Here is a 25,249-nt window from a genome sequence, read left to right as displayed (position 1 = left end):
CTTACTGCCCCGCGGGGGTGGCGGCAGCGTCGTTGGCGCGGATGGTGCACATCAGTTCACCCTCGACCGCGACCTTGCCGTCCACGCTGGCCACGGCCTTGTATTTCCAGATGCCGCGCGAGACGCGCAGGATCTCGACGTCCATCTTGAGCTGGTCGCCCGGTTCCACCGGACGCTTGAAGCGCGCATTGTCGATGCCCACGAAGTACACCACCGAGTTCTCGTCCGGCTTGACGTTCATGGTCATGAAGGACAGGATCGCGGCGGTCTGCGCCATCGCCTCGATCATCAGGACGCCCGGCATCACCGGCTTGTGCGGGAAGTGCCCGTTGAAGAATTCCTCGTTGACGGTAACGTTCTTGATCGCGGTGATGCGCTTGCCGACTTCGACGTCGAGCACGCGGTCCACTAGCAGCAGCGGATAGCGGTGCGGCAGGTATTCCTTGATCGCGTTGATGTCGAGGGTGGTCTTGGCGCTGCTCTGGACGTCGGTATTCATTTTTGTTCTGTCAGTGTTTTGATTGTTTTTTCAAGCGTGCGGATCTTCTCGCGCATCGAGGCCAGGTTGCGCACGATGGCGGCGCTGCGTTCCCACTCGGCGTTCTTGGCCAGCGGGTAGAAGCCGGTGTACTGGCCCGGTTCCAGCACCGAGCGCGACACCATGCTGCCCGAGGAGATATGGACGTTGTCCGCGATCTCCAGGTGGCCCAGCACCATGGCGGCGCCACCGAAGGTGCAGCCCTTGCCGATCTTGGCGCTGCCGGCCACGCCGACGCAGCCCGCCATCGCGGTGTGGGCGCCGATCTGGCAGTTGTGGCCGATCTGGATCTGGTTGTCGAGCTTGACGCCGTCCTCGATCACGGTATCGGCCAGCGCGCCGCGGTCGATGCAGGTATTCGCGCCGATGTCGACGTCGTCGCCGATCACCACCGCGCCGGTCTGCGGGATCTTGATGTACTTGCCGCCCTCGACCGCGAAGCCGAAACCGTCGGTGCCGATCACGGCGCCGGAATGGATGATGCCGCGCGCGCCGATACTGCAGCGCGCGTGGAAAGTCACGTTGGCGAACAGGCGGGTGCCGGCCCCAATGCGCGCTTCAGGCCCGATGTAGCAGCCGGCGTCGATCACGGCATGCGCGCCGACCACGGCGCCCGCCTCGATCGTCACCAGGGGCCCCACGTGTGCGGTCGGATCGACCACCGCCTGCGGCGACACCACCGCGCTCGGGTGAATACCGGGCGCGGGCGGGGTCTCGGCAAGCGAAACGAAATATTGCGCGGCGCGGGCGAAGTAGGCGTACGGGTTGGTGGTCAGGATGCGCGCACCTTCGTAGGTGGCGCTGACGGTCGGGTCGTCCAGTGGCGACAGGATCAGCGCCGCGGCGCCGCTTTGCGCGGCCAGGGCGCGCAGCTTGCTGTTGCTGAGGAAGCTGATGTGCGCTGGTCCCGCGCTGTCGAGCGGCGCGATGGCCGCGACGGTGATCGCAGGGTCGCCCACCAGCTGTCCGCCGAAGCGCTCGACCAGGTCCCCGAGTCGAATGCCCATGTTGGAATGTAGGGTGTCAGTCAATGTGGTGCTTCTTTACGCGTTACTTGTCGAGCAGCTTCAGGATCTTGTCCGTGATGTCGATGCGCGGGCTTGACCATGCGGCCTCCGCCAGCACGGCGTCCAGCTTCTCCTGTTCGGCAACCTGCTCGATGATCTTGTAGGCACGCGTCGCGATCGCGGCGCGCTCTTCGTTCTTGCGCTGCATGAGGTCTTCCTGGAACTCGCGCTGCATGCGCTGCACGTCCTTGTCCATGTTCAGCAGCTCGCGCGCGCGGCGGGTGCGCTCGACGTCGCTCAGGCCGGCCGCCTCGCCATCGAACTTCTCCGACATCTGCTTGAGCCTGGTGACGGTTTCCTCGACCACCTTCTGGCGCTTGGAGAACTCGGCCTGGATGCGCGCGTCGGCCGTTTTCGCCATCTTCGATTCGGTCATCAGGCGCTCGGTGGCCACGAAGCCGATCCGGCCCGACCCCGTCTGGGCCTGCGCCTGTGCCAGCGGCGCCGCGCACAGCGCGGCCAGCAGCAGCGCCCGTGGCAGTACGCCGGGCAAGGTGGCTATCAGCATTTTCAACATCTCTCTCCGCAATCAGGTGGGCCGCGCGCGCGGCCCCGTTCTCGCCGTCAGAAGCCGGTACCCATCTGGAACTGGAAGCGCTCCAGGCGGTCGCCCGGCAGGGCGTTCAAAGGCTTAGCATAACTCAACTTGAGCGGACCGACCGGCGAAATCCACGACAGGCCGATACCCGCCGAATAGCGCATCCGGTCGAGACGGATCTTCTCATTCTCCTGGTAGACCTGGCCGCCGTCCACGAAGGTGAACCAGCGCAGGCTGCGGTCGGTGCCGCTGCCCGGGAACGGGAACTGCAGTTCGGCGTTGGCGATCACGCGCTTGGAGCCGCCGATGGCGTCGTAGTAGGTCGGATCGACCACGCCCAGGGTCGAGCTCTCGTAGCCGCGCACCGAACCGATGCCGCCGGCGTAGAAGTTCTTGAAGACCGGGTAGGCGCTGCCGCCGATGCCCTTGCCGTAGTCGAATTCGCCGCGCAGCGCCAGCGTCATCCAGCGCGTGAGCGGACGCCACCACTGGTGTTCGTACACCAGGCGGTAGTACTTCGAATCGCCCAGCGCATCGATTTCCAGGTTGGCGCGCTGGTAGCGGCCGCGGGTCGGGGTCACGGCGCTGTCACGGGTGTCGCGGCCCCAGGCAGCGGTCAGCGGGATCGCGAAGGTGTCCGCCTTGCCGATACCGTCCGCCGGGCCGCCGTTGTTCGCCACGAAGCTCTTGTACAGCTGCGGCGACGTGAAGTCGGTCTCGATCTGCGTGCGTTCCAGGCCGGCGCCGAAGTAGACGGTGTCGGATTCCGAGAAAGGCACGCCGAAGTTCAGGGTGCCGCCGGTCTGGCGCACCGTGTACAGGCCCTGGTTGACCGCCGGCGGGTTCATGGTGCGCAGGAACAGCTGGAACGAGCGCGAGATGCCGTCGTCGGTGAAGTACGGATTGGTGTGCGAGAACGCGATCGTGCGGTTGTACTTGCTGGTGTTGAGCTCCAGCGCGACCGTGTTGCCGCTGCCGGCGAAGTTGGCCTGCGAGATCGACGCGGTGAAGGTGAACTTCTCCGACTGCGAGAAGGCGCCGCCGATCATGAAGTTACCGGTCGGCTTTTCTTCCACCACCATGTTGACGTCGACCTGGTCGGTGCCGCCAGGGGCCTCCGGGGTGTCGATCTTGACGTCCTTGAAGTAGCCGAGGCGGTCGACACGGTCGCGCGACAGCTTGACGCGGTTGGCGTCGTACCACGAGCTTTCGAACTGGCGGAACTCGCGGCGAATGACCTCGTCGCGCGTCACGGTATTGCCCGAGATGTTCATGTGGCGCACGTAGGCGCGCTTGCCCGGGTCGATGAAGAAGGTGAACGCGGCTTCGCGCTTCTCGCGGTTGATTTCCGGGTTGGCGGTGACGTTGGCGAAGGCGTAGCCGAAGGTGCCGAGGCGGTTGGCGATCAGCTTGTTGGTCGCTTCCTGGGCCTCGCCCGAATAGGTCTTGCCCGGCTGGAGCAGGATCAGGCTGCGCAGCTCTTCCTCGCGGCCGAACATCTCGCCTTCCAGCTTGACGCTCGAGACGGTGTACTGCTCGCCCTCGGTGATGTTGATGGTCAGGTAGATGTCGCGCTTGTCCGGCGTGATCGAGACCTGGGTCGATTCGACATTGGCTTCCAGGTAGCCGTGGTTCAGGTACCAGGACTTGATGGTCTCCAGGTCGCCGGTCAGCTTCTGCTTGGAATACTGGTCGGCCTTCGAGTACCAGGTGAGCCAGCCCGACTTCGACAGCTGCAGCAGTTCGAGCAGCTGCTTGTCGGAGAAGGCCTTGTTGCCCACGAACGAGATCTGGCGGATCTTGGCGATGTCGCCTTCGTCGACGTTGAACATGACCGTCACGCGGTTACGCTCGATCGGGGTGACGGTGGTGGTGATCTTCACGCCGTACAGGCCGTGCGACAGGTACTGGCGCTTGAGCTCCTGCTCGGCGCGGTCCACCGCCGCCTTGTCGAAGATGCGGGTCTCGCCCACGCCGATCTCGCGCAGGGCCTTGACCAGCATGTCCTTCTCGAATTCCTTGGTGCCGGTGAAGTCCACCGAGGAGATCGCGGGACGCTCCTCGACCAGCACCACCAGCACGCCGTTTTCCTCTTCCAGGCGGATGTCCTTGAAGAAGCCGGTCGCGAACAGGGCCTTGATCGCGGTGGTGGCCTTGGCGTCGTCGAAGGTCTCGCCCACGCGCACCGGCAGGTAGCTGAACACGGTGCCCGCTTCCGTCCGCTGGATGCCTTCGACCCGGATGTCCTTCACCACGAACGGGTTGACGGCAAGCGCATTGCCGGCGCACAGAGCCAGGACGGCTGCGCCAATCATGCTGCGGCGGATGAACGGCAGGGCGAAACGGTTCGTTTGTGAATTCATTGGCTGGATCTGTGGGTCAGTCATTGGACATCGTTGCATATTGTTTTTAGCTGGCGTTCCGGCTTGCTGCGCGCCCTGCTTGGGCAAGCGCTCAGAGCAAGCGAACCAGGTCATTGAAGACGGCGAGCGCCATCAGCATGAACAGCAGGCCGACCCCGAAGCGCTGCGCCAGCTCTCCAACGCGCGCAGGCAGGGGGCGCCCGGTCAAAACTTCCAGCGAATAATACAGTAAATGCCCACCATCCAGAACCGGAATTGGTAACAAATTCATGACTCCTAAGCTAATACTAATAAATGCAATGAACTGCAAATAGGTAGCCAGGCCCACGCGCGCCGTCTGTCCCGCGTAGTCGGCAATCGTGATCGGACCGGTGACATTCTTCCATGACGCCTCGCCGGTGATCATCTTGCCGATCATCTTGATCGTCAGCGCGCTGGTGTCCCAGGTGCGCTCCAGGCCCTTGGCCAGCGCCTCGAACGGGCCGGATCGTACCGTCACCATCTCGACCGGCTGCGCCAGCAGCACTTTTGCCATGCCGCGCCCGCTGGCCTGGTCGCGTTCGGGGGTCACGGCCAGTGCCACGACCCGTCCGGCGCGCTCGACTTCCAGCTGCACGCTGCGTCCGGCGGACGTGTGCATCGCTTCGCTGAAGGCCTGGCCATCCTCGACCGCACGGCCATCGGCGCGCAGCACCAGGTCGCCCGGGCGCAGGCCGGCGCGCTCCCCTGCCCCACCCGGCAGCACCCGCTCGATGCGCGCACGCGCGCGCCACAGGTCCAGGCCGAGGGCCTTGGCGACGTCGCCTTCGACGTCGAGCGCCGCAATGCGCTCGGCCGGGATCACCGCCGCATAACTGCCGCCGCCCTGGGCACGCAGCTCGAGGCGCGCCGCCTCCTTGTCGACCGCCGCATGCACGATCTGCCAGCGCAACTCGGACCAGGACTGGACCGGATTGCCGTTCACCGCCACCACCGTGTCGCCGCCGCGCACGCCGGCCAGCTGCGCCGCCGAGCCCTGGGGCGCGGCGCGCAGGCGCGCGGCCGGTTCCTCGACGCCGTGCATGAAAAGCACGGCCAGCAGGGCGATCGCGACCAGGAAGTTGGCGAGCGGGCCGGCGCCGACGATGGCGATGCGGCGCCACACGCTCTGGCGCGTGAACTCGCGGTGCAGCTCGGATTCGTCCTTCGGCGCCGTTTCCGGATCGCGGCTGTCGAGCATCTTGACGTAGCCGCCCAGCGGCAGCGCCGATATGGCCCATTCGGTTCCGTCACGGCCGAAGCGGCGCGACCAGACCACGCGTCCCATGCCGATCGAGAAGCGCAGCACCTTCACGCCGCAGGCGCGCGCCACCAGGTAGTGGCCCAGTTCGTGCAGGACGATCAGGGGACCGAGGGCCAGCGCGAAGGCCAGCACGGTATACAGCAGTCCCATGGCTTATCCGCGCAGGCGGCCGATCGCGCCGCGCGCCGCGGCGCGGGCGCGCGCGTCCTGCTCCAGCACTGCCCCGATCGAGGAGGCCGGGCCGTGCGGCACCGCGTCCATCACCCCCGCGATCACGCGGTCGATGTCGCGGAAACCAATCTCGCGCTCGAGGAAGGCCTGCACCGCCACCTCGTTGGCGGCGTTCAGGAGGCTCGGTGCGGTGCCGCCCGCGCGCAGGGCATCGAAGGCCAGGGCCAGGCAGGGGAAGCGCTCGAAATCGGGCTTGTAGAACTGCAGCGCGCCCATGCTGGTGAGGTCGAGCTGGGACACGCCCGAGTCGATCCGCTCCGGATAGGCCAGCGCGTGCGCGATCGGGGTACGCATGTCCGGGTTGCCCAGCTGGGCCAGCACCGAACCGTCGGTGTACGACACCATCGAGTGGATCACGCTCTGCGGATGGATCACCACCTCGATCAGTTCGGGCGGGGCGCCGAACAGCCAGTGGGCCTCGATCACTTCCAGGCCCTTGTTCATCATGGTGGCCGAGTCGACCGAGATCTTGCGTCCCATGACCCAGTTCGGGTGCTTGCAGGCCTCGTCCGGCGTGACCGCTTCCAGGGTCTCGACGGCGCGCTGCAGGAAAGGACCGCCGGAGGCGGTGAGCAGGATCCTGGCCACGCCGGCCGCCTGCGGGTTGCGTCCATAGCCGGCCGGCAGCGACTGGAAGATCGCATTGTGTTCGCTGTCGATCGGCAGCAGGGTCGCCTGGTGCTCGCGTACCGCGTCCATGAACAGCTGGCCCGACATCACCAGGGCTTCCTTGTTCGCCAGCAGGACCTTCTTGCCGGCGCGCGCCGCTGCCAGCGTGGGCGCCAGGCCGGCGGCGCCGACGATGGCGGCCATCACGGTATCGGTATCGGGGCTGGCAGCAATCTCGCACAGGGCGGCTTCGCCATGGTCGACCTGGATGGCGAGCCCGTCGAGCAGTTGCGCCAGGCGCGCCGCCGCTTCCGGACTGCCGACCACCGCGCGCGCCGGCCTGACGCGGCGGCAGGCTTCGGCCAGTTCCTCGACGCGGCCGTGGGCGCTCAGGGCATGGACCGTATAACGGTCCGGATGGCGCGCGAGCACGTCGAGCGTCGAGGCGCCGATCGAACCGGTGGCGCCCAGGATGGTAATGCGTTGCATGATGATTCCTTCAGGATCCTTCTAGAGCCAGGCGCCGATCAGGGCCGCCAGTGGCAGGACCGGGACGAGCGCGTCGACACGGTCGAGCACCCCGCCGTGGCCGGGCAGCATCTGGCTGCTGTCCTTGAAGCCGGCGCGGCGCTTGAGCTGGGATTCGAACAGGTCGCCGACCACGCTGGCCGCGACCACGAGGATGAGCACCGCGTACAGCGCGGCCCAGCCGAGGCTGGCCTGCACGCGCGCGGCGAAGGTCTGGGCCATGGCTTCGCCGCCCAGCACGATGCTGAGGGTGGCCAGCACCAGCACGGCGATGCCGCCGCCGATCGCGCCTTCCCAGGACTTGCCCGGGGAAATCGAAGGCGCCAGCTTGCGCTTGCCGAAGGCCTTGCCCGAGAAGTAGGCGAAGATGTCGGCAGCCCAGACAATGGCCATCACCGACAGCAGGTACAGCGGAGAATAGGCATACAGCGTGACGATGGCGGCAAAGCAGCCGACCACGGCGATCGCATAGACCAGGCTGAGGAAGGTGTTGGCCGTGCTGTTCAAGGGCGGCAGGCCGAGCTTGAGCGCAGGGGCGAAACGCAGCGTCCAGAGCAGTACGCTGATGGCGAACCAGAAGCTCGGATCGGTGCCGGGTGCGATGAAGAAGGCGTACACGAAGGCCGCGGTCCAGAAGGCGGCGATCAGTGCCGCCTTGCCGGTCTCCGGATTGAACAGCCGGAAGGTTTCCCAGATCGCGGCGCCGAAGAAGCAGGACGCGACCACCGCGAACGCCCAGTAGTTGTTGAAGTACAGGACCGGCAGCAGGACTGCCAGCAGTGCGAGCGCGGTGAGGATCCGGGTTTTCAGCATGCGTCGTCTGGTTTGGTCTGTCGGTCGGTGCTCAAGCCTTGGCCTGGTGCGCCACCTGGTCGCCGGTCTGGCCGAAACGCCGTTCGCGCTGCTGGAAGGAGACGATCGCCTCGTCCAGCGCGGCCTTGGAAAAATCGGGCCAGAAGGTCCTGGTGAAGTACAGTTCCGAGTAAGCCAGCTGCCACAGCAGGAAGTTCGAAATGCGCTCCTCGCCCCCGGTACGGATGAACAGGTCGGGCTCGGGGGCATAGGCCATCGCCAGGTGCGGCGCCAGCATCTCCTCGGTGAACTCGCTGACGCCCGGGTTGGCCGCCACCATCTTGCTTGTTGCCTGCATGATATCCCAACGGCCGCCGTAGTTGGCGCACACGCTGACCGTGAGGCGGGTATTGTTGGCCGTGCGGCGCTCGGCGGCGACGATCATTTCCTGCAGCTTGGGGTCGAAGCGGCTCAGGTCGCCCACGACCTTGAGGCGGATGTTATTGGCATGCATCTTCGCCACTTCGCGCTCGAGGGCGGTGACGAACAGGCGCATCAGCAGCGAGACTTCCTCGGCCGGACGGCGCCAGTTTTCCGACGAAAAGGCGAACAGCGTCAGGTATTCGACGCCGCGTTCCACGCAGGCCTCGACGACGCCGCGCACCGCTTCCACGCCCTTGACGTGGCCAGCCACGCGCGGCAGCAGGCGCTTGGTGGCCCAGCGCCCATTGCCATCCATGATGATGGCGATATGGCGCGGCACGCGAAGCGCTTCGGGTATGGCAGTGGTCGAACTTTTGAACATCATTGTTTCCAGCAGGGCTGCCGTCGCATCGGCGGCGGATGCGACGGCAGCCGGTCTTAAAGGGAGTCGGACCGGCCGCGGCAGGCATGCCGGGACCGGTCCGCGTGGGCGGGGCACATGCACCCCGCGCCGGATCTTACACGGTCATGATGTCTTTTTCTTTTTCGGCCAGCAGCTTGTCGATCTCGGCGACGAACTTGTCGGTCAGCTTCTGGATCTCGTCGCTCGAGCGGCGCTCGTCGTCTTCCGACGCGGTCTTGTCCTTGACCATCTTCTTGACGGCCTCGTTGGCGTCGCGGCGGATGTTACGCACGGCGATCTTGGCGTCCTCGCCTTCCGACTTGGTCAGCTTGACCATTTCCTTGCGGCGCTCTTCGGTCAGCGGCGGGGTCGGCACGCGGATGGTGTCGCCCTGCGACGACGGGTTCAGGCCCAGGTCGGAGTCGCGGATCGCCTTTTCGATGGTGTTTGCCATCTTCTTTTCGAAAGGCGCCACGCCGATGGTGCGGGCGTCGATCAGGGTCAGGTTGGCGACCTGCGACAGCGGCACCGGCGAACCGTAGTACTCGACCATCACGGAATCGAGGATGCCGGCGTGGGCGCGGCCGGTACGGACCTTGGCCAGGTTGGCCCGCAGGGTCTCGATGGACTTGGCCATGCGGTCCTGGGCATTCTTTTTGACGTCAGCGAGGGACATGCTGCACTCCTATTCTTGGTTTTTTAAAACAAAATTCAAACGTGTACCAGTGTACCTTCGTCTTCGCCCATGATCACGGCTTTCATGGCGCCGGGCTTGACGATGGAAAACACCTTGATCGGCAGCTTCTGGTCACGGCACAGCGCGAACGCGGTGGCGTCCATCACCTGCAGGTTCTTGGCGATCGCTTCGTCGAAGGAGATCGAATTGTAGCGGGTGGCGCTCGGGTCCTTCTTCGGATCGGCGGTGTAGACGCCGTCGACCTTGGTGGCCTTGAGCACGATCTCGGCCGAGATCTCGGCGCCGCGCAGGGCGGCGGCGGTATCGGTGGTGAAGAAGGGGTTGCCGGTGCCGGCGGCGAACACGACGACCTTGCCCTCTTCCAGGTACTGCAGGGCCTTCGGGCGCACGTAGGGCTCGACCACCTGCTCGATGCTGATGGCCGACATCACGCGCGCGGTGATGCCCACGTGGCGCATCGAATCGGCCAGGGCCAGGGCGTTCATGACGGTGGCGAGCATGCCCATGTAGTCGGCGGTGGCGCGGTCCATGCCCTGGGCGCCCGGGGCGACGCCGCGGAAGATGTTGCCGCCGCCGATCACGACCGCCACCTGCACGCCCAGCTTCGCCACTTCCGCCACGTCGGCAACCATGCGGTCGATGGTGGCGCGGTTGATGCCGAACTGGTCGTCACCCATCAGCGCTTCGCCAGACAGTTTGAGGAGGACTCGTTGGTAGGCTGGTTTTGTCATGATGAAGCGGCTCCTAAGTTGTGTTTCGAATTCGGGTCCGAGCGCTGGCGACCTGCCGGCGCTCTCATCTGCAACGACAGATGGCTGTCCGGGACTGCCGCGCGCACCTACCGACGCATGCGGCAGCACCCTACAAAAACGGGCCTTACGGCCCGCTTTGTTTGATTACTGCTTGTTGGCAGCCATCTGGGCTGCGACTTCTGCTGCGAAGTCGTCCACCTTCTTCTCGATGCCTTCGCCGACGACGTACATCGTGAATGCCTTCACGCTGGCGTTCGAGGCCTTCAGCATCTGCTCGATCGACTGCTTGTCGTTCTTCACGAATGCCTGGTTCAGCAGCGACACTTCCTTCAGGTACTTCTGCACCGAACCGTCGATACGCTTGGCGACGATCTCGGCCGACTGCGGCTGCTTGCCTTCGGCGACGGCCTTGTCGGCGTCTTCCTGGGCTTTCAGCTGAGCAACCGAACGCTCTTTCTCGATCAGTTCAGCAGGCACCTGCTCTGCCGACAGGGAGACCGGCTTCATGGCAGCGATGTGCATCGCCACGTCCTTGCCGACCTGGTCGTCGCCCTCGAACTCGACCATGACACCGATGCGGGCGCCGTGCAGGTAGGAAGCCAGCTTGGCGGTGGTTTCGAAGCGCTGGAAGCGGCGAACGGTCATATTCTCGCCGATTTTGCCGATCAGTGCCGTACGCACGTCGTCGAAGGTCTTGCCGTCGTGCGGCAGGGCTGCCAGGGCGGCGACGTCGGCCGGGTTGTTTTCAGCGACCAGCTTGGCTGCCAGGTTGGCCATGGCCAGGAAGTCGTCGTTCTTGGCAACGAAATCGGTTTCGCTGTTGATTTCCACCAGCGCGCCGACGTTGCCGGCGATGTAGGCGGCGACCACGCCTTCGGCGGTGATGCGCGATGCGGCCTTCGATGCCTTGCCGCCCAGCTTGACGCGCAGGATCTCTTCGGCACGTGCCATGTCGCCTTCGGCTTCGGTCAGTGCCTTCTTGCATTCCATCATCGGCGCGTCGGTCTTCGCGCGCAGTTCACCAACCATCGCTGCGGTAATAGCTGCCATGTTGAATTCTCCCAAATATTTGATGTAGAGGCCCGCATGTCCCACGGACATCCGGACGATAATTTATTGCTAAGCGTCGTGCTTAAAAAAAGGGGCGCTCGTGCTATGGCTCGGCGCCCCTTCGCTACTCAGGCAGGTCTCACCTGCCCTGCATTATGCCTGCTCGGACACTTCGACGAAGTCGTCGCCAGCGGCCTTGACCATCTCGACGACTTCGTTGGTGGCGTTGGCGCGGCCTTCCAGGATCGCATCGGCGACGCCGCGTGCGTACAGGGTGATTGCCTTCGACGAGTCGTCGTTACCCGGGATCACGTGGGTGACGCCTTCCGGCGAGTGGTTGGTATCGACCACGCCGATGACCGGGATGCCCAGCTTGCCGGCTTCGGTGATGGCGCCCTTGTGGTAGCCGACGTCGACGACGAAGATCGCGTCCGGCACGCCGCCCAGCTCCTTGATGCCGCCGATCGACTTCTGCAGCTTGACCATTTCGCGCGAGAACATCAGCGCTTCTTTCTTCGACAGCTTCTCGACTTCACCCGACTCGACCAGGGCTTCCATGTCCTTCAGGCGCTTGATCGAGGTCTTGATGGTCTTGAAGTTGGTCAGCATGCCGCCCAGCCAGCGCTGGTCGACGTAAGGCACGCCGGCGCGCTGCGCTTCGGCGGCGATGATGTCGCGGGCCTGGCGCTTGGTGCCGACCATCAGGATGGTGCCGCGGTTGGCCGAGATCTGCTTGATGGTCTTCATCGCATCCTGGTACATCGCCATGGTCTTTTCCAGGTTGATGATGTGGATCTTGTTGCGATGACCAAAGATGAACGGTGCCATCTTCGGGTTCCAGAAACGGGTCTGGTGGCCGAAGTGGATACCGGCTTCCAGCATTTCGCGCATAGTAACGGACATGTAATTCTCCAGGGTTGGGTCTTGAACGCAGCCAGTCACCGATCAGGCACCCTTTGGCGGCGGCGTTCGCGATTTCATTAAAAGTGATTTTTACAACATTGCTCGATACGAATACGAGCAACCCGAGATTCTAGCGGGATTTGAACTATGTTTCAAGGGTTCTGTAGGGTGGGCGGGTCTCCCGCCCACGCGGTGATCGTTACAGGCTCCGCTCCCGTGCCGGATGATCTTGCTGCTATCTATCACCGCGTGGGGTGGGTTAGTCCGGTGGACCAACCCACAAGCCGCCCACCCTACGGCAAGCCTCCATCACTTATAATGGCGCAATAACTTACATTCGCAGGAACAGAACATGGCCTCCATCCCCAAGACCCCGGAAGAAATCGAAGGCATGCGCGTCGCCTGCCGCCTCGGCTCCGAAGTGCTCGACTACATCACGCCCTTCATCAAGCCCGGCGTCACCACCGGGGAACTCGACCGCCTGGCGCACGAGTACATGGTCCAGGTGCAGGGCACGGTGCCGGCCACGCTGAACTACGCCCCGCCCGGCTATCCGCCCTTCCCCGGTTCGCTGTGCGCCTCGCTGAACGACGTCATCTGCCACGGCATCCCGGGCGCGCGGGTGCTCAAGAGCGGCGACGCGCTGAACATCGACATCACCCCGATCACCAAGGAAGGTTTTCACGGCGACAACAGCCGCATGTTCCTGGTCGGCGAACCCTCGATCCTGGCGCGCCGCCTGTCCGAGGTCACCTTCGAATGCATGTGGCTGGGCATCGCCCAGGTCAAGCCGGGCAACCGCCTGGGCGACATCGGCCACGCGATCCAGCAGCATGCCGAGAAGCACGGCTACAGCGTGGTGCGCGAGTTCTGCGGCCACGGCGTCGGCCGCGTGTTCCACGAGGAGCCGCAGGTGCTGCACTATGGACGCCCGGGCACCGGCGAGGAACTGGTGCCGGGCATGATCTTCACCATCGAGCCGATGATCAACGCCGGGCGCCGCGAGATCCGCGAAATGCCGGACGGCTGGACCATCAAGACCAAGGACCGCAGCCTGTCGGCCCAGTGGGAGCATACGGTCCTGGTCACCGAGACCGGGGTCGAGGTTCTGACCATGTCGGCCGGCAGCCCGCCGCCGCCAGCGATCGTGCTGCCGCTGCTGAACCAGCAGGCCGCCATCGCCGCCTGAACGCCATGGGCCAGCCTGCGCTCCTCGACAGCGCGCGCAGCGCATTGCGCCCGCGCCTGAAGGCCGAGCGCGAGGCCCTGATCGAGGCCTTCCACCACGACGGCAAGCCCGAAAAGCTGCTGCGCGGCCTGCGCACCTGCGTGGACGGGGTGCTGACCGATGCCTGGAACGCGGCCGGCCTGCCGCCGAATACGGCCCTGGTGGGCGTGGGCGGCTACGGGCGCGGCGAACTCTTCCCCTACTCCGACGTCGACCTGCTGGTCCTGCTCGGCCAGCCGGCCGATGCCCTTACCCAGGCGCGCCTGGAAGCCCTGGTGCAGCTGTTCTGGGACCTGGGCCTGGAGGTGGGCCACAGCATCCGCACCGTGGACGAATGCCTGGTCGAGTCGCGCGCCGACATCACGGTGCAGACCAGCCTGCTGGAAGCGCGCCTGGTGGCGGGCGCTGCCGGGCTGTTCGAGCAATTGCGCCGGCGCCACCGCGAGGCCCTCGATCCGCAAGCGTTTTTCCAGGCCAAGACCGCCGAGATGCGGCTACGCCACGCCAAGTACGAGTACACCGCCTTCGCCCTCGAGCCCAACGTCAAGGAAAGCCCGGGCGCGCTGCGCGACCTGCAGGTGATCATGTGGGTGGCCAAGGCGGCCGGCCTGGCCGAGTCCTGGAGCCAGATGGCGCGCGCCAAGCTGATCACCCGCGCCGAGGCGCGCCAGCTGATGGAAAAGGAATACGCGTTCAAGGACATCCGGGTGCGCCTGCACCTGCAGACCCGGCGCCGCGAGGACCGGCTGGTGTTCGACGTCCAGACCCCGATTGCCAAGACCTTCGGCCTGGAGAACGCGAAAGGACGGCGCGCCAGCGAACTGCTGATGCAGCGCTACTACTGGGCGGCCAAGACCGTCACCCAGCTCAACACCATCATGTTGCAGAACATCGAGGCCCAGCTGTTCCCGCACCCGGCCGCGCCGGTGCCGGTGAATGCCCATTTCAACGAAGTCAACGGCTTCATCGACATCGCCCAGCCCGACACCTTCGAGCGCCATCCGGAGGCCGTGCTCGGCGTCTTCGTGGCGATGACCGAGCGCCCCGACCTGAAGGGCATGACGGCGCGCACCATGCGCGCGCTCTGGCACGCACGCAACTGCATCGACGACGCCTTCCGCGCCGACCCGCACAACAAGGCGCAATTCCTGCGCGTGCTGCAGGCCCCGAGCGGCCTGGTGCACGCGCTGCGGCGCATGAACGACATGGGCATCCTGGGCCGCTACCTGCCGGCTTTCCGCAGCATCATTGGCCAGATGCAGCACGACCTGTTCCACGTGTACACGGTGGACCAGCACATCATGATGGTGGTGCGCAACCTGCGCCGCTTCACGATGCCCGAGCACGCGCACGAATACCCGTTCTGCAGCCAGCTGATCGCGAACTTCCGCGACCGCTGGCTGCTCTACGTGGCCGCCCTGTTCCACGACATCGCCAAGGGCCGCGGCGGCGACCATTCCGAACTCGGCAAGCACGATGCGGCCGACTTCTGCCGCAATCATGGCTTGTCCGCCGAGGACACCGAACTGGTGGTGTTCCTGGTCGAACAGCACCTGAGCATGTCGACGGTGGCGCAGAAGCAGGACCTGTCCGACCCGGACGTGATCCAGGCCTTCGCCAGCCTGGTCAAGGACGAGCGCCACCTGAGCGCCCTCTACCTGCTCACCGTGGCCGACATCCGCGGCACCAGCCCCAAGGTGTGGAACGCCTGGAAGGCCAAGCTGCTGGAAGACCTGTACCGGATCACGCTGCGCGTGCTGGGCGGCGAACCGCACAGCGCCGACCGCGAACTGCGCGCGCGCCAGCGCGAGGCGCTGGCCACCCTGCGCCTGTACGGCCTGCCGGCCGACGCCCACGAAGCCCTGTGGCAGCAGCTCGACGTCGCCTACTTCCTGCGCCACGACGCCTCCGACATCGCCTGGCAGACGCGCGCCCTGCACGGCAAGGCCGACAGCCCGCGCCCGGTGGTCAAGGCGCGCCTGGCACCGATCGGCGAAGGCCTGCAGGTGGCGGTGTACGTGCGCGACCAGCCCGACCTGTTCGCGCGCATCTGCAGCTACTTCGAGCGCAAGAATTTCAGCATCCTGGATGCCAAGATCCATACCACGCGCCACGGCTACGCACTCGACTCCTTCCTCGTCACCGAGGCCAGTTTCGCCGGCAGCTACCGCGACATCATCAGCCTGATCGAACACGAACTGTGCGCGCTGCTGGAATCCAGCGAGACGCTGCCGCCACCCACCCGGGCCCGCCTGTCGCGCCTGTCGCGCACCTTCCCGGTCACGCCCACGGTGGACCTGCGCCCGGACGAGCGCGGCCAGTTCCACGTGCTGTCGGTGGCGGCCAACGACCGTCCCGGCCTGCTGTACGCGATCGCCAGCGTTCTGGCGCGCTACCGGGTGAACGTGCACACCGCCAAGATCATGACGCTGGGCGAGCGCGTCGAGGACGTGTTCCTGGTCGACGGCGCCACCCTGAACAACCCGCGCACCCAGGTCCAGCTCGAGACCGAGCTGCTGGATGCGCTCAAGATCTCACCTACTTTCTGAATTGCCGATGACCGAACCTGTCCGCCTCTCCAAACGCATGTCCGAACTCGGGCTGTCCTCGCGCCGCGAAGCCGATGACTGGATCGCCAAAGGCTGGGTCCGGGTAGATGGCAAGGTGGTCTCCGAACTCGGCAGCAAGGTGCTGCCGCACCAGAAGATCACGGTCGAGCGCCAGGCGGCTGCCGAGCAGTCCAAGCGCGTCACGGTGCTGGTCAACAAGCCGGTCGGCTACGTCAGCGGCCAGGCCGAGGATGGCTACAAGCCGGCCGTGACCCTGGTCAAGCCGGAAAACCGCTGGGCGGACGACCCGTCTCCCGAACAGTTCCACCCGACCCAGCTGCGCAGCCTGGTGCCGGCCGGCCGCCTCGACATCGACTCGGTGGGCCTGCTGGTACTGACCCAGGACGGACGCATCGCCAAGCAGCTGATCGGCGAGAACTCGTCGATCGACAAGGAATACCTGGTGCGGGTGCAGTACACCAGGCCGGGCAGCCTGCCCGAGGCCGACCTGAGAAAGCTCAACCACGGCTTGTGGATGGATGGCAAGCCCCTGTTGCCGGCCAAGGTGCGCTGGCAGAATGACGACCAGCTCAGCTTTACGCTGCGCGAAGGCCGCAAGCGCCAGATCCGCCGGATGTGCGAAATGGTGGGACTGAAAGTCATCGGCCTGAAACGGGTACGGATCGGGCGCGTCAAGCTGGGTGACCTTCCGCCGGGGCAGTGGCGCTACTTGCTTCCCGACGAGCAGTTTTAAGGCCCGCTCTTGCGCGCCTGTTGCTCGGAACAGAAGGCCGGATACGGTAATTGCAGCGCCGTCGCGCATGATTGCAATCCTGAAACCAACAATAATACAGCGAGATAGCTTGTCAGTTTTCTTTACACATTCTCGGTCGCGCCAGCGTTGATTCCTACAGACCTTTGATTTCGCTCAAAGTATTTACGCTGGCCCGGAACTTGCTCACTCTCCTGATGCACTACGCATACGTGCCATCCATATCGAAGTGACTGTTCGGAGAGAAATATGAAAGCAACTATCCTGAAAGTGGCTGCAACTGCAGCCTTGTTGGGAGCGGCCCTGCCTGCGTCGGCGGAACTCATCCGTGTGACGGGAACCAACCAGACCGGCACCGGCCTTGGCAACGTGAGCACCGTGGTCACCATCCAAGATAACCGCGCCAACAACCCCCAGTCGGGCTGCGTGTATTACACTGCCGGCGCTCCTGGCACCCCCGCAGAAACCTGCCCAGCCGAGTCCGGCCTTGCGGGCGGCGACAACACCGCCGGCAACGCGGGCAACAATGCTTGGCGCCTGAGCGACATCGAAGGGCTGACCAGCGCCGGGGAACTTGGCCTGGTCGTCAACCTCAACGAAGGTCCGAGCGGCGACGCCACCTTGACCGACATCTACTTCAGCCTGCTAAACACGGGCACCAACGAGCGGCTGTACTTCTTCTATGAAGGCGACCCTGTCCTTCTCACCAACGACAACGGCGTGGGCAACTCGGGAATCCACCGCTTCATCCTCGATGATGCTCAGGCTGCCATCGCGGCAGCGCATTGCACCACCCTGGCTGACTGCGTGTTGGATGGCGGCATGCAATTTGCTGCCGGCAGCACCGAGGCTGGCGGGGAAACCATGTACGTGGGCGCCTTCGACCGCGATGGCGATGGTGGTCCTGGCGGCAATCCGGTACCGGAACCTGGCATCCTGGCCCTGATGGGCGCGGGCCTGGCCGGCATGCTGGCACGCCGCCGCCGTCGCGCATAAACCCGGCGCTGCGACAACAGGGGCAGGCATCCCGCTCACACGGGATCCTGCCCTTTTACCATTAGCGCACGGTCACACTGATGGTCTGGGTCGCCGTGTTGCCGGCTGCATCGCGCGCGCTGAAGCGGATGCTGTGCGTGCCCTTGCTGATCTTCCTGGTGTTCCAGCTATAGGCAAGCGAACCGCCCTTGCCGCTGGCCTTGGTCACGCCATCGATCGCCAGGCTGGTGCTGATGCCTGCCGCGCCCGCGTTGTCCGACGCGCTCGCGCTCACCGACACGGTGCCGCTGACGCTGCCGCCGCCGACCGGATTGCTGATCTTGACAGCCGGGGCGGTCGTATCGCTGGCCACCGAAACCGTGCTGTTGGCCACGTTCACCGAGACCGCCGTGGAGCTGCGGCTATTGCCGGCAGCGTCATAGGCCACCGCCACCAGGCTGTTCATGCCATTCGCCACCCCGGCCGAATTCCAGCTGAAGCTGTACGGCGCGACGTTGTCGGTGCTGACCACGGTGCCGTTGACCTTGAGGTCGACGCGCGCCACGCCCACGTTGTCGCTGGCGTTGACGTTGACCGGCACCAGGCCCGATACCGAACTGCTTGCCAGCGGCGCGGCAATCGACACGCTCGGCACCGTGGTATCGGCCACGGCCGCATAGGCGCGCGCCGCGCTCACGGCAGCGGAAGCATTCACGCGGCCGTAGCCGAACACCTTGTCGCGGCCCGCGGTACCAAGGTCGACCGAGGTCGAGAACAGCAGCGATTCGATGCGCGTCGAATCCAGGTCCGGACGGGCGGCCATCATCAGGGCAGCGACGCCGGCGCCGACCGGGCTGGCGAAGGACGTGCCGTTCCAGGCCGAGTAGCCGAGCGAACTGGTGGTGCTCCAGATGCCCGAACCCGGCGCCGCCAGCGACACGAAGCTGCCCCAGCTCGAGAAGCTGGACTTCTTGTCGTAGCTGTCGGTGGACGACACGATGATGAAGGCGTCATCCGGCGTCACGTTCTCGTCGATGTTGTTGTTGCCGGCCGAGATGAACACCAGGCCGCCCTTGCTCTTCATGTAGCGCGACGCGCTCTTCACTGCCGAGCTGCCGGCGATGCCGACGAAGCTGACGTTGGCGATGCGGGCGCCATGGTCGGCCGCGTAGGTGATGCCGGTGGCGATGGTGCTGAACGAGGCCCTGCAGCTGCCGGTCGAGTCCTTGTAGGCGATGCGAATCGGCATGATCTTGGCCGCGCCGGCCACGCCGGCCACGCCCAGGGCGTTATTCGTGCTGGCGGCAGCAGCGCCCGCCACTGCCGTGCCATGGCCGCACAGGTCGCTGACGTCGGTGTTGTTGTTATAGGCGTTGTAGCCGGGGACCATGCGGTCCTTCAGGTCGGGGTGGGCCACGTTCACGCCGGTGTCGAGCACGGCGATGGTCACGCCCGCGCCCTGGCCGCTGTCCCAGGCGGCCGGGGCGCCGATCTTGTTCAGGTGCCAGGCGCTGCCGATATAGGGGTCATTGACCGCGAGCGCCACCGTCACCTCGCGGTCGAGTTCCGCGAACTTGAATTCCGGGCGGCGCGACAGCTTGGCGACCGCCGCTTCTTCCGACAGGCCCGGCGGCAGCTGCACCACGTGCAGGCGGCTCTGGCCAATGCGCTTGCCCTTGGCGCCATGTTCCTTGACGACCTTGTCGAGGTCGGCATCGGACAGGCCGGCGCGGGCTTCGACGATGACGCGGCCGCGCACGAAGTCACCCGGAGGCGCGGCGTGGGCTGCGGCACTGGCGAAGGAAAGGGTGGCTGCTGCGAGAGCGATGGCCGTCCTGGGGAGGGCGAAAGGGAAAGTGTGCATGCCTTGTGTATCCTGTGTTGACACGGCAGGCGAGCACAGCAATCGCAGGCGGCGCGGATGCCGCGCCGGCAAGCATTGATTCTGGCAGTCCTGCCGTCGTTGGGAACGAAGCCCGTTAGACCGTTGACTTTGCGTCCTCCGCTTTCGCGGAGTTTGCCTTTGTTCAGAAGCTGACCCGAGTATATCGGGTGAATTTCCACGTGACAACCGGTTTCAATCAATCGTGTTGCGTATGGACACGATGCGCGGAGAACCCGCATGAACACTGCTTGTCATCCTGATCAGGGTTGCTGTATTTTAGACAAGCTTCCCTTTCGGGATCTACTTCTGGTTACATTGACCATGGCAATCCGGCGCCCGCCGGGCTGGCGATGGGCGAGAATGTCACTTCGTGAACGACCGTCGGCGACCCATGCAAACCATCTACACGATCGGCCACTCGAACCGTCCGATCGACGAATTCCTGGACCTGTTGCGGGAACATGCGATCGCGACGGTAATCGACATCCGTACCGTACCGAAGTCGCGCCACAATCCGCAGTTCGGGCAGGAAGCGCTATCCGCCGCGCTCGGCCAGGCCGGCATCGGCTACGACTACCTTTCCGTCCTGGGCGGACTGCGCAAGGCGCGCAAGGACAGTCCGAACGGCGCCTGGCGCAACGCGTCCTTCCGCGGCTACGCCGACCACATGCAGACCGAGGCATTCCAGGAACAGGTCGACCAGCTGGCCAGCATGGATGATGGCGCGCGCTGCGCGCTGATGTGCGCCGAAGCCGTACCCTGGCGCTGCCACCGTTCGCTGGTGGCCGATGCGCTCATCGTGCGCGGGGTGCCGGTGGAGCACATCATCGGCCGTGGCAAGACCCGGCCGCACGTGCTGACGCCTTTCGCCGTGGCCAGCGGCACGCGTATCCTCTACCCGCCGCAAGAGGCGGCGGCAGGCGCGGTGGCGGCAACGCCGGCCGAACCGGACGGCTAGCCGCGGCGGCGGTCGGACAGGAACTGGCGCGCGCGCGGGTGCTGTGGATGGGTGAAGAATTCCTCCGGCGTGGCGCGCTCGAGGATGCGCCCTTCGCTCATGAAGAGGATGCGGTCCGCCACCTCGCGCGCGAAGCCCATTTCGTGGGTGACGCAGACCATGGTCATGCCTTGCCGTGCCAGGCCGCGCATCACGCCCAGCACTTCGCCCACCATTTCCGGATCAAGCGCACTGGTGGGTTCGTCGAACAGCATGACGGGCGGGCGCATCGCCAGCGCACGCGCGATCGCCACCCGTTGCTGCTGGCCGCCCGACAACGCGGAGGGATAGGCATCGCGCTTGTGGGCCAGGCCAACCTGCCCCAAGAGCGCCATGGCGGTGGCTTCGGCTTCGCGGGCAGTGGCACGCTTCAGGCTCACCGGCGCCAGCGTGCAGTTCTGCAGCACGGTCAGGTGCGGGAACAGGTTGAAGTGCTGGAACACGAAACCGATCCCGGCGCGCAGCACGTCCACGTTCACGCCCTTGCCATGGATGTCGCGCCCATCGATGGCAATGCGGCCGCCATCGATTTCCTCGAGCCGGTTGAGGGTGCGGATCAGGGTCGACTTGCCCGAGCCGGACGGGCCGCAGACCACCACCACCTCATTCTTCGCGATGCGCTCGCTGACATCGACCAGCGCGTGGTAGCGGCTGGCGCCGGCGCCATACCACTTGTTGACTTTGTCGAGTTCGATCATGCTCCGCTTTCTCGCTGAATAATGAGTGTCAATGCACCTGCGCGGCGCCGCGCTGCAGGCGGCGCTCGAGCAGGAAGGCCAGGCGCGACAGGCCGAAACAGAGGACAAAATAGCTCAGTGCCAGGACCAGGTAGACCTCGACCGCCTGGGTGAACACCAGGGTGTTGATCTGGGTGGCGATGAAGGACACTTCGGACAGGCCGATGATGTAGCCGAGCGAGGTGGCCTTGATGGTCGAGACCAGCTGGCTGACGATCGAGGGCAGGCCCCGGCGCAGGGTCTGGGGCAGCACCACCAGCAGCAGCGCCTGTCCGTAGCCGAGGCCGAGCGTGCGGGCCGCTTCCAGCTGGCCTTTGGGCAGCGCGCGCATGCCCGCCGCCACGATCTCGGCCAGGTACACGCCGTCGAACAGCACCAGCACCATCAGCATCGTCGTGGCCTGCCCCGTCTTCACACCGGTCACGGCCGGCAGGAAGAAGTAGACCCAGAACACCACCAGCAGCAAGGGCAGCGCGCGCACCAGATGCACCAGGGCCGCGACCGGCCAGCGGATGGCGCGGCGCGCGCTGACGCGCGCCACGCCCAGCAGCAGGCCGAAAGGCATGGCCAGCAGCAGCGCACCGAGCGAGAGCAGCACCGTCAGGGCCAGGCCGCCGAGCGGCCCGTCCGGATACTGGCCGACCAGGAAGTACAGCCAGTAGGTATCGACCAGTTCGATCATGGCGCTCATCGGAGCGTCCTCATGCCGGACGCACCGGGTAGCGCCGCTGGTACAGGTGGGCGGCCAGCGAGATCAGCAGCGACACCGTGAGGTAAGCCAGGGTCGCGAACGTGAACGCCTCGGCGCTGCGAAAGCTTGCGGTTTCCACGCGCGCGGCCTGGTACATCATCTCGGCGGCGCCGATCACGGTGGCCACGCTGGTGTCCTTCCACAGGTTGACGGTCTGCGACAGCAGCGGCGGGACCGCGGCGCGCAGGGCCTGGGGCAGCAGCACCAGGCGCACCGTGGCCAGGCGCCCCAGCCCGAGCGAACGCGCCGCCTCCAGCTGCGACGGCGGCACGGCGCGGATGCCGCTGCGGATGTCCTCCGCCATGTGCACCCCGCTGTACAGCGACAGCGCGATCACGGCGCACACGGCTTCGGGATTGTGCGCGTACAGGAATTCCCGTGCGGCCTCCGGCAGCAGTTCCGGAAAGGCGAAGTACCAGAACAGCAGGTGGGCCAGCAGCGGCACGTTGCGGACCGCCTCGACCACGCTCGCGCCAGCCGCGCGCAGCGGCGCAGCCTGGGCACTGCGCATCAGGGCCAGCACCGCGCCCAGCGGCAGCGCCAGGACGAAGCTGGCGGCGGTCAGCTGGAGCGACAGCACGAGGCCCTGCACCAGCCAGTCGTGGTACTGGCCGGACTGCAGGATGCCGGGATCGAAGACGGGCAAGGCGCTGCTCGATGGGGGGCGGTGGATCAGATCTTGTCGGTGCTGATGGTGAAGTCGCGCTTGGCGATGTTGGCGCGGGTGCCCGGGCCGTACCACTTGTTGAACAGCTGCGCGGCCGCGCCGCTGGCCTCGAGTTCGCGCAGGGTCTGGTCGACCACCGCCTTCAGGCCCTTCTCGCCCTTGCGCAGGCCGAGCGCGATCGATTCCTTGCCGATCGAGGTCGGCAGGATGGTGAAGCCCTTCGCGGCCGGACCCAGCTTGCCGTAGTCGGCCAGCAGCGAGGATTCGTCGTTGACGTAGGCGACGCCCTTTCCCTGGCGCATGGCCTGGAAGGCCTGCTGGGTGTTCTCGAAGGTCACCACCTCGACGCCCGGGACGGCGGCGCGGATATTCGTTTCCTGGGTGCCGCCGCGCACGGTGACGACCTTCTTGCCAGCCAGCTGGGGCAGCGCGGTGATGCCGCTGCCGGCGCGCACCATGACCTTGGAACCAGTGACGAAGTGGGTCAGCGCGAAGTCGACCTGGGATTCGCGCTCCCTGTTGTGGGTGAGCGTGGCGGCCAGCGCATCGACGTGGCCCCCCTGCAGCTCGGGGATGCGGCTCGATACCGACATCTGCTTGAACACCGGCTTGACGCCGATCTTGCGGGCCACCGCGGTGGCGATGTCGATTTCATAGCCGACCAGCTGGCGCGACTTCGGATCGATGAAACTGTTCGGCTCGTCGGTGCCGAGGACGCCGAAGACCATCGTGCCCTTCTTCTTGATATCGGCCAGCTGGTCGGCCTGGGCGGCGCCCGCGGCCAGGCTGGTGGACAGGGCGAGTGCGCCCAGGATGAGGTGACGACGGGTAAACATGCTTGCTCCAGACTACAAAACCGTAATCTGGGCGAGTATAGGCCTTCATCCTGCGCGCGCGAACGAATCATTCGCCATAAGAACATACCGATTCGACTATAAGGACAGGTCCGTGCCCGCACCCATGCTAGAGTACGCGCCAGGATACAGCCTTGACCGGAGAAAGCATGCTCGTCGTTACCTACAACGTGAATGGCATCGGCGCCCGCCTCGACGCGCTGCTCGACTACCTCGAACAGCGCAAGCCCGACGTGGTCTGCCTGCAGGAGCTCAAGGCGCCGCAGGAAAAATTCCCGGAAAGCGCGATCCGCGAGGCGGGCTACCACGCGATCTGGCACGGCCAGAAAAGCTGGAACGGGGTCGCCATCCTTACGCGCGACGGTCCGGCCCAGGAACTGCAGCGCGGCCTGCCGGGCGACCCGGCGGACGAACAGAGCCGCTACATCGAGGCGGTCTACCAGGGCCTGCTCGTGTGCGGCCTCTACCTGCCCAACGGGAACCCGGCGCCGGGGCCGAAGTTCGACTACAAGCTCGCGTGGATGGAGCGCCTGATCGCGCGCGGCGCGGCGCTGATCGAGACCGGGGCGCCGGTGGTACTGTGCGGCGACTTCAATGTGATCCCGACCGGCCTCGACGCCTACAAGCCGGAGCGCTGGGTGGACGACGCCCTGTTCCGGCCGGAGACCCGCGCCGCGTTCGAGCGCCTGATGTCGCAGGGCTGGCTCGATGCCCTGCGCAGCATGTATCCGGACCAGGTCGTGTACACCTTCTGGGATTACTTCCGCAACGCGTTCGGGCGCGATGCCGGCATCCGCATCGATCACCTGCTGCTCAGCCCTGCCGTCGCCCCGGCCCTGCGCGGCGCCGGCGTCGACCGCTTCCAGCGCGCCAAGGAAAAGCCGAGCGACCATGCCCCGACCTGGATCGAAATCGACCCCGGCGCCATCGTCCAGCCGAAGCATCCACGCTGAGCTCCAGTGTGCCGGGCGTGCGCTTTGCGCTACCATGGCGGTCGTTTCCGCCAACCCTGCCAGCGCGCCCATGCTCAGTCCTGAACAGTTCCTCGGCTTCCTCACCGCCGCCATCCTGATCACCCTTTCGCCCGGACCCGACAACATGATGGTGCTGGGAGTCGGCATCGCCAAGGGCCGGGTGCGCGGCATCGCCTTCGGCCTTGGCTGCGCCCTCGGCTGCCTGAACCACACGCTGCTGGCCGTGATCGGCGTGAGCGCCCTGGTCGCGGCCTCGCCCACCGCCTTCACGGCGCTCAAGATCGTGGGCGGCCTGTACCTGGTCTGGATGGGCGTGCAGGCCCTGCGCAGCCATGGCGGCGCGCGCACCGCGCTGGACGTGCCGGACGAACCGGCGCGCCGCCTGTTCTTCAAGGGCCTGCTGGCAAACGCGATCAATCCGAAGGTGGTGCTGTTCTTCCTGTCCTTCCTGCCGCAGTTCGTGGTCCCCGCGCGCGGCGACGCCAACTGGCAGATCGCCTGGCTCGGAGGGGTGTTCACGCTGCAGGCCGCCCTGCTGTTCGGGCTGCTCGGCTACTTCTCGGGCGCAGTCGGCCAGTGGCTGAACCGCACGCCGCGCGCCGGCCTGTGGCTGGACCGGATCGCGGGCGCGATCTTCGTCGGGCTGGGCCTGCGCCTGATGGTGGCGCGCTGACCCGCACGCAT

General features: G+C 65.8%; 24 protein-coding genes and 1 riboswitch. Of the genes, 7 read left to right on the top strand and 17 right to left on the bottom strand.

Going from position 1 to position 25,249, the window contains the following annotated elements; all coding sequences use genetic code 11:
* Position 1: 1 nt before the first annotated feature.
* The 12 genes from fabZ to rpsB all read right to left on the bottom strand — a co-directional run bounded on the left by fabZ (position 2) and on the right by rpsB (position 12,176).
* Positions 2-499, bottom strand: coding sequence for a 3-hydroxyacyl-ACP dehydratase FabZ (gene fabZ / locus LE190_RS05940; RefSeq protein ID WP_225237808.1), 498 nt, complete (start codon positions 497-499; stop codon positions 2-4).
* Positions 496-1,545 (bottom strand): UDP-3-O-(3-hydroxymyristoyl)glucosamine N-acyltransferase, encoded by a 1,050-nt coding sequence (gene lpxD / locus LE190_RS05935; RefSeq protein ID WP_225237807.1) that lies wholly within the window; start codon positions 1,543-1,545, stop codon positions 496-498. Before lpxD ends, fabZ begins: the two co-directional genes overlap by 4 nt.
* Before the next feature lie 43 nt (positions 1,546-1,588).
* Positions 1,589-2,113 carry an OmpH/Skp family outer membrane protein gene (locus LE190_RS05930; protein ID WP_307734678.1) on the bottom strand — a complete coding sequence of 175 codons (525 nt, stop codon included), beginning with the start codon at positions 2,111-2,113 and terminating at the stop codon, positions 1,589-1,591.
* A gap of 56 nt (positions 2,114-2,169) precedes the next feature.
* The gene (bamA, locus tag LE190_RS05925) at positions 2,170-4,506 is read right to left on the bottom strand and encodes an outer membrane protein assembly factor BamA (RefSeq protein WP_225237805.1); all 2,337 of its coding nucleotides are present in this window, start codon (positions 4,504-4,506) and stop codon (positions 2,170-2,172) included.
* A gap of 91 nt (positions 4,507-4,597) precedes the next feature.
* Complete coding sequence (gene rseP, locus LE190_RS05920) at positions 4,598-5,938, bottom strand: RIP metalloprotease RseP (protein ID WP_225237804.1); 1,341 nt, start codon at positions 5,936-5,938, stop codon at positions 4,598-4,600.
* A gap of 3 nt (positions 5,939-5,941) precedes the next feature.
* The gene (gene ispC / locus LE190_RS05915) at positions 5,942-7,117 is read right to left on the bottom strand and encodes a 1-deoxy-D-xylulose-5-phosphate reductoisomerase (RefSeq protein ID WP_225237803.1); all 1,176 of its coding nucleotides are present in this window, start codon (positions 7,115-7,117) and stop codon (positions 5,942-5,944) included.
* Between the two features lie 21 nt (positions 7,118-7,138).
* Positions 7,139-7,969 (bottom strand): phosphatidate cytidylyltransferase, encoded by an 831-nt coding sequence (locus LE190_RS05910; RefSeq protein WP_225237802.1) that lies wholly within the window; start codon positions 7,967-7,969, stop codon positions 7,139-7,141.
* A 31-nt stretch (positions 7,970-8,000) separates the two neighbouring features.
* Positions 8,001-8,756: a polyprenyl diphosphate synthase gene (gene uppS, locus LE190_RS05905; protein ID WP_225237801.1), complete on the bottom strand. Its 756-nt coding sequence runs from the start codon at positions 8,754-8,756 to the stop codon at positions 8,001-8,003.
* 133 nt (positions 8,757-8,889) lie between these two features.
* Complete coding sequence (gene frr, locus LE190_RS05900; RefSeq protein WP_225237800.1) at positions 8,890-9,450, bottom strand: ribosome recycling factor; 561 nt, start codon at positions 9,448-9,450, stop codon at positions 8,890-8,892.
* 35 nt (positions 9,451-9,485) lie between these two features.
* Positions 9,486-10,202 (bottom strand): UMP kinase, encoded by a 717-nt coding sequence (pyrH, locus tag LE190_RS05895; protein ID WP_027865306.1) that lies wholly within the window; start codon positions 10,200-10,202, stop codon positions 9,486-9,488.
* Positions 10,203-10,367: 165 nt separating this feature from the next.
* Positions 10,368-11,273 carry a translation elongation factor Ts gene (tsf, locus tag LE190_RS05890; RefSeq protein WP_224947617.1) on the bottom strand — a complete coding sequence of 302 codons (906 nt, stop codon included), beginning with the start codon at positions 11,271-11,273 and terminating at the stop codon, positions 10,368-10,370.
* Between the two features lie 153 nt (positions 11,274-11,426).
* The gene (gene rpsB, locus LE190_RS05885) at positions 11,427-12,176 is read right to left on the bottom strand and encodes a 30S ribosomal protein S2 (RefSeq protein ID WP_036207002.1); all 750 of its coding nucleotides are present in this window, start codon (positions 12,174-12,176) and stop codon (positions 11,427-11,429) included.
* A 352-nt stretch (positions 12,177-12,528) separates the two neighbouring features.
* On the opposite strand from rpsB, the gene map reads away from it, so the two are divergent.
* From map to LE190_RS05865, 4 genes are all read left to right on the top strand, one after another.
* Positions 12,529-13,365 carry a type I methionyl aminopeptidase gene (gene map, locus LE190_RS05880; protein ID WP_225237799.1) on the top strand — a complete coding sequence of 279 codons (837 nt, stop codon included), beginning with the start codon at positions 12,529-12,531 and terminating at the stop codon, positions 13,363-13,365.
* A gap of 5 nt (positions 13,366-13,370) precedes the next feature.
* Complete coding sequence (locus LE190_RS05875; RefSeq protein ID WP_225237798.1) at positions 13,371-15,953, top strand: [protein-PII] uridylyltransferase; 2,583 nt, start codon at positions 13,371-13,373, stop codon at positions 15,951-15,953.
* Positions 15,954-15,960: 7 nt separating this feature from the next.
* The gene (locus LE190_RS05870; RefSeq protein WP_225237797.1) at positions 15,961-16,707 is read left to right on the top strand and encodes a pseudouridine synthase; all 747 of its coding nucleotides are present in this window, start codon (positions 15,961-15,963) and stop codon (positions 16,705-16,707) included.
* Between the two features lie 267 nt (positions 16,708-16,974).
* On the top strand, positions 16,975-17,721 hold the full coding sequence (locus tag LE190_RS05865) for a PEP-CTERM sorting domain-containing protein (protein WP_225237796.1): 747 nt from the start codon (positions 16,975-16,977) through the stop codon (positions 17,719-17,721).
* Between the two features lie 61 nt (positions 17,722-17,782).
* Here LE190_RS05865 and LE190_RS05860 read toward each other — a convergent pair whose 3' ends face one another.
* Positions 17,783-19,564, bottom strand: a complete 1,782-nt coding sequence (locus LE190_RS05860) for a S8 family serine peptidase (RefSeq protein WP_225237795.1) — start codon at positions 19,562-19,564, stop codon at positions 17,783-17,785.
* Between the two features lie 80 nt (positions 19,565-19,644).
* Positions 19,645-19,732: riboswitch (cyclic di-GMP riboswitch) on the bottom strand.
* Between the two features lie 244 nt (positions 19,733-19,976).
* Here LE190_RS05860 and LE190_RS05855 point away from each other — a divergent pair.
* Positions 19,977-20,543, top strand: coding sequence for a DUF488 domain-containing protein (locus LE190_RS05855; protein WP_225237794.1), 567 nt, complete (start codon positions 19,977-19,979; stop codon positions 20,541-20,543).
* On the opposite strand, the gene LE190_RS05850 is transcribed toward LE190_RS05855, so the two are convergent.
* The 4 genes from LE190_RS05850 to LE190_RS05835 are packed head-to-tail and all read right to left on the bottom strand — an operon-like array spanning position 20,540 to position 23,573.
* Positions 20,540-21,280 carry an amino acid ABC transporter ATP-binding protein gene (locus tag LE190_RS05850; RefSeq protein ID WP_225237793.1) on the bottom strand — a complete coding sequence of 247 codons (741 nt, stop codon included), beginning with the start codon at positions 21,278-21,280 and terminating at the stop codon, positions 20,540-20,542. The genes LE190_RS05855 and LE190_RS05850 overlap by 4 nt on opposite strands.
* Before the next feature lie 28 nt (positions 21,281-21,308).
* Positions 21,309-22,001, bottom strand: a complete 693-nt coding sequence (locus LE190_RS05845; RefSeq protein WP_225238064.1) for an amino acid ABC transporter permease — start codon at positions 21,999-22,001, stop codon at positions 21,309-21,311.
* A 19-nt stretch (positions 22,002-22,020) separates the two neighbouring features.
* Positions 22,021-22,716, bottom strand: a complete 696-nt coding sequence (locus tag LE190_RS05840; protein WP_225237792.1) for an amino acid ABC transporter permease — start codon at positions 22,714-22,716, stop codon at positions 22,021-22,023.
* Between the two features lie 26 nt (positions 22,717-22,742).
* On the bottom strand, positions 22,743-23,573 hold the full coding sequence (locus LE190_RS05835; protein WP_225237791.1) for an ABC transporter substrate-binding protein: 831 nt from the start codon (positions 23,571-23,573) through the stop codon (positions 22,743-22,745).
* Positions 23,574-23,740: 167 nt separating this feature from the next.
* On the opposite strand from LE190_RS05835, the gene xth reads away from it, so the two are divergent.
* A complete protein-coding gene (xth, locus tag LE190_RS05830; RefSeq protein ID WP_225237790.1) occupies positions 23,741-24,544 on the top strand; it encodes an exodeoxyribonuclease III in 804 nt (267 codons plus the stop codon).
* A gap of 70 nt (positions 24,545-24,614) precedes the next feature.
* Positions 24,615-25,238: a LysE family translocator gene (locus LE190_RS05825; RefSeq protein ID WP_225238063.1), complete on the top strand. Its 624-nt coding sequence runs from the start codon at positions 24,615-24,617 to the stop codon at positions 25,236-25,238.
* Positions 25,239-25,249: the final 11 nt, after the last annotated feature.

It is taken from the genome of Massilia hydrophila, assembly GCF_020208145.1.
GTDB lineage: Bacteria > Pseudomonadota > Gammaproteobacteria > Burkholderiales > Burkholderiaceae_D > Telluria > Telluria hydrophila.
Note: the sequence above shows the minus strand (reverse complement) of the source record. Positions and strands in the feature narration are given on the sequence as shown.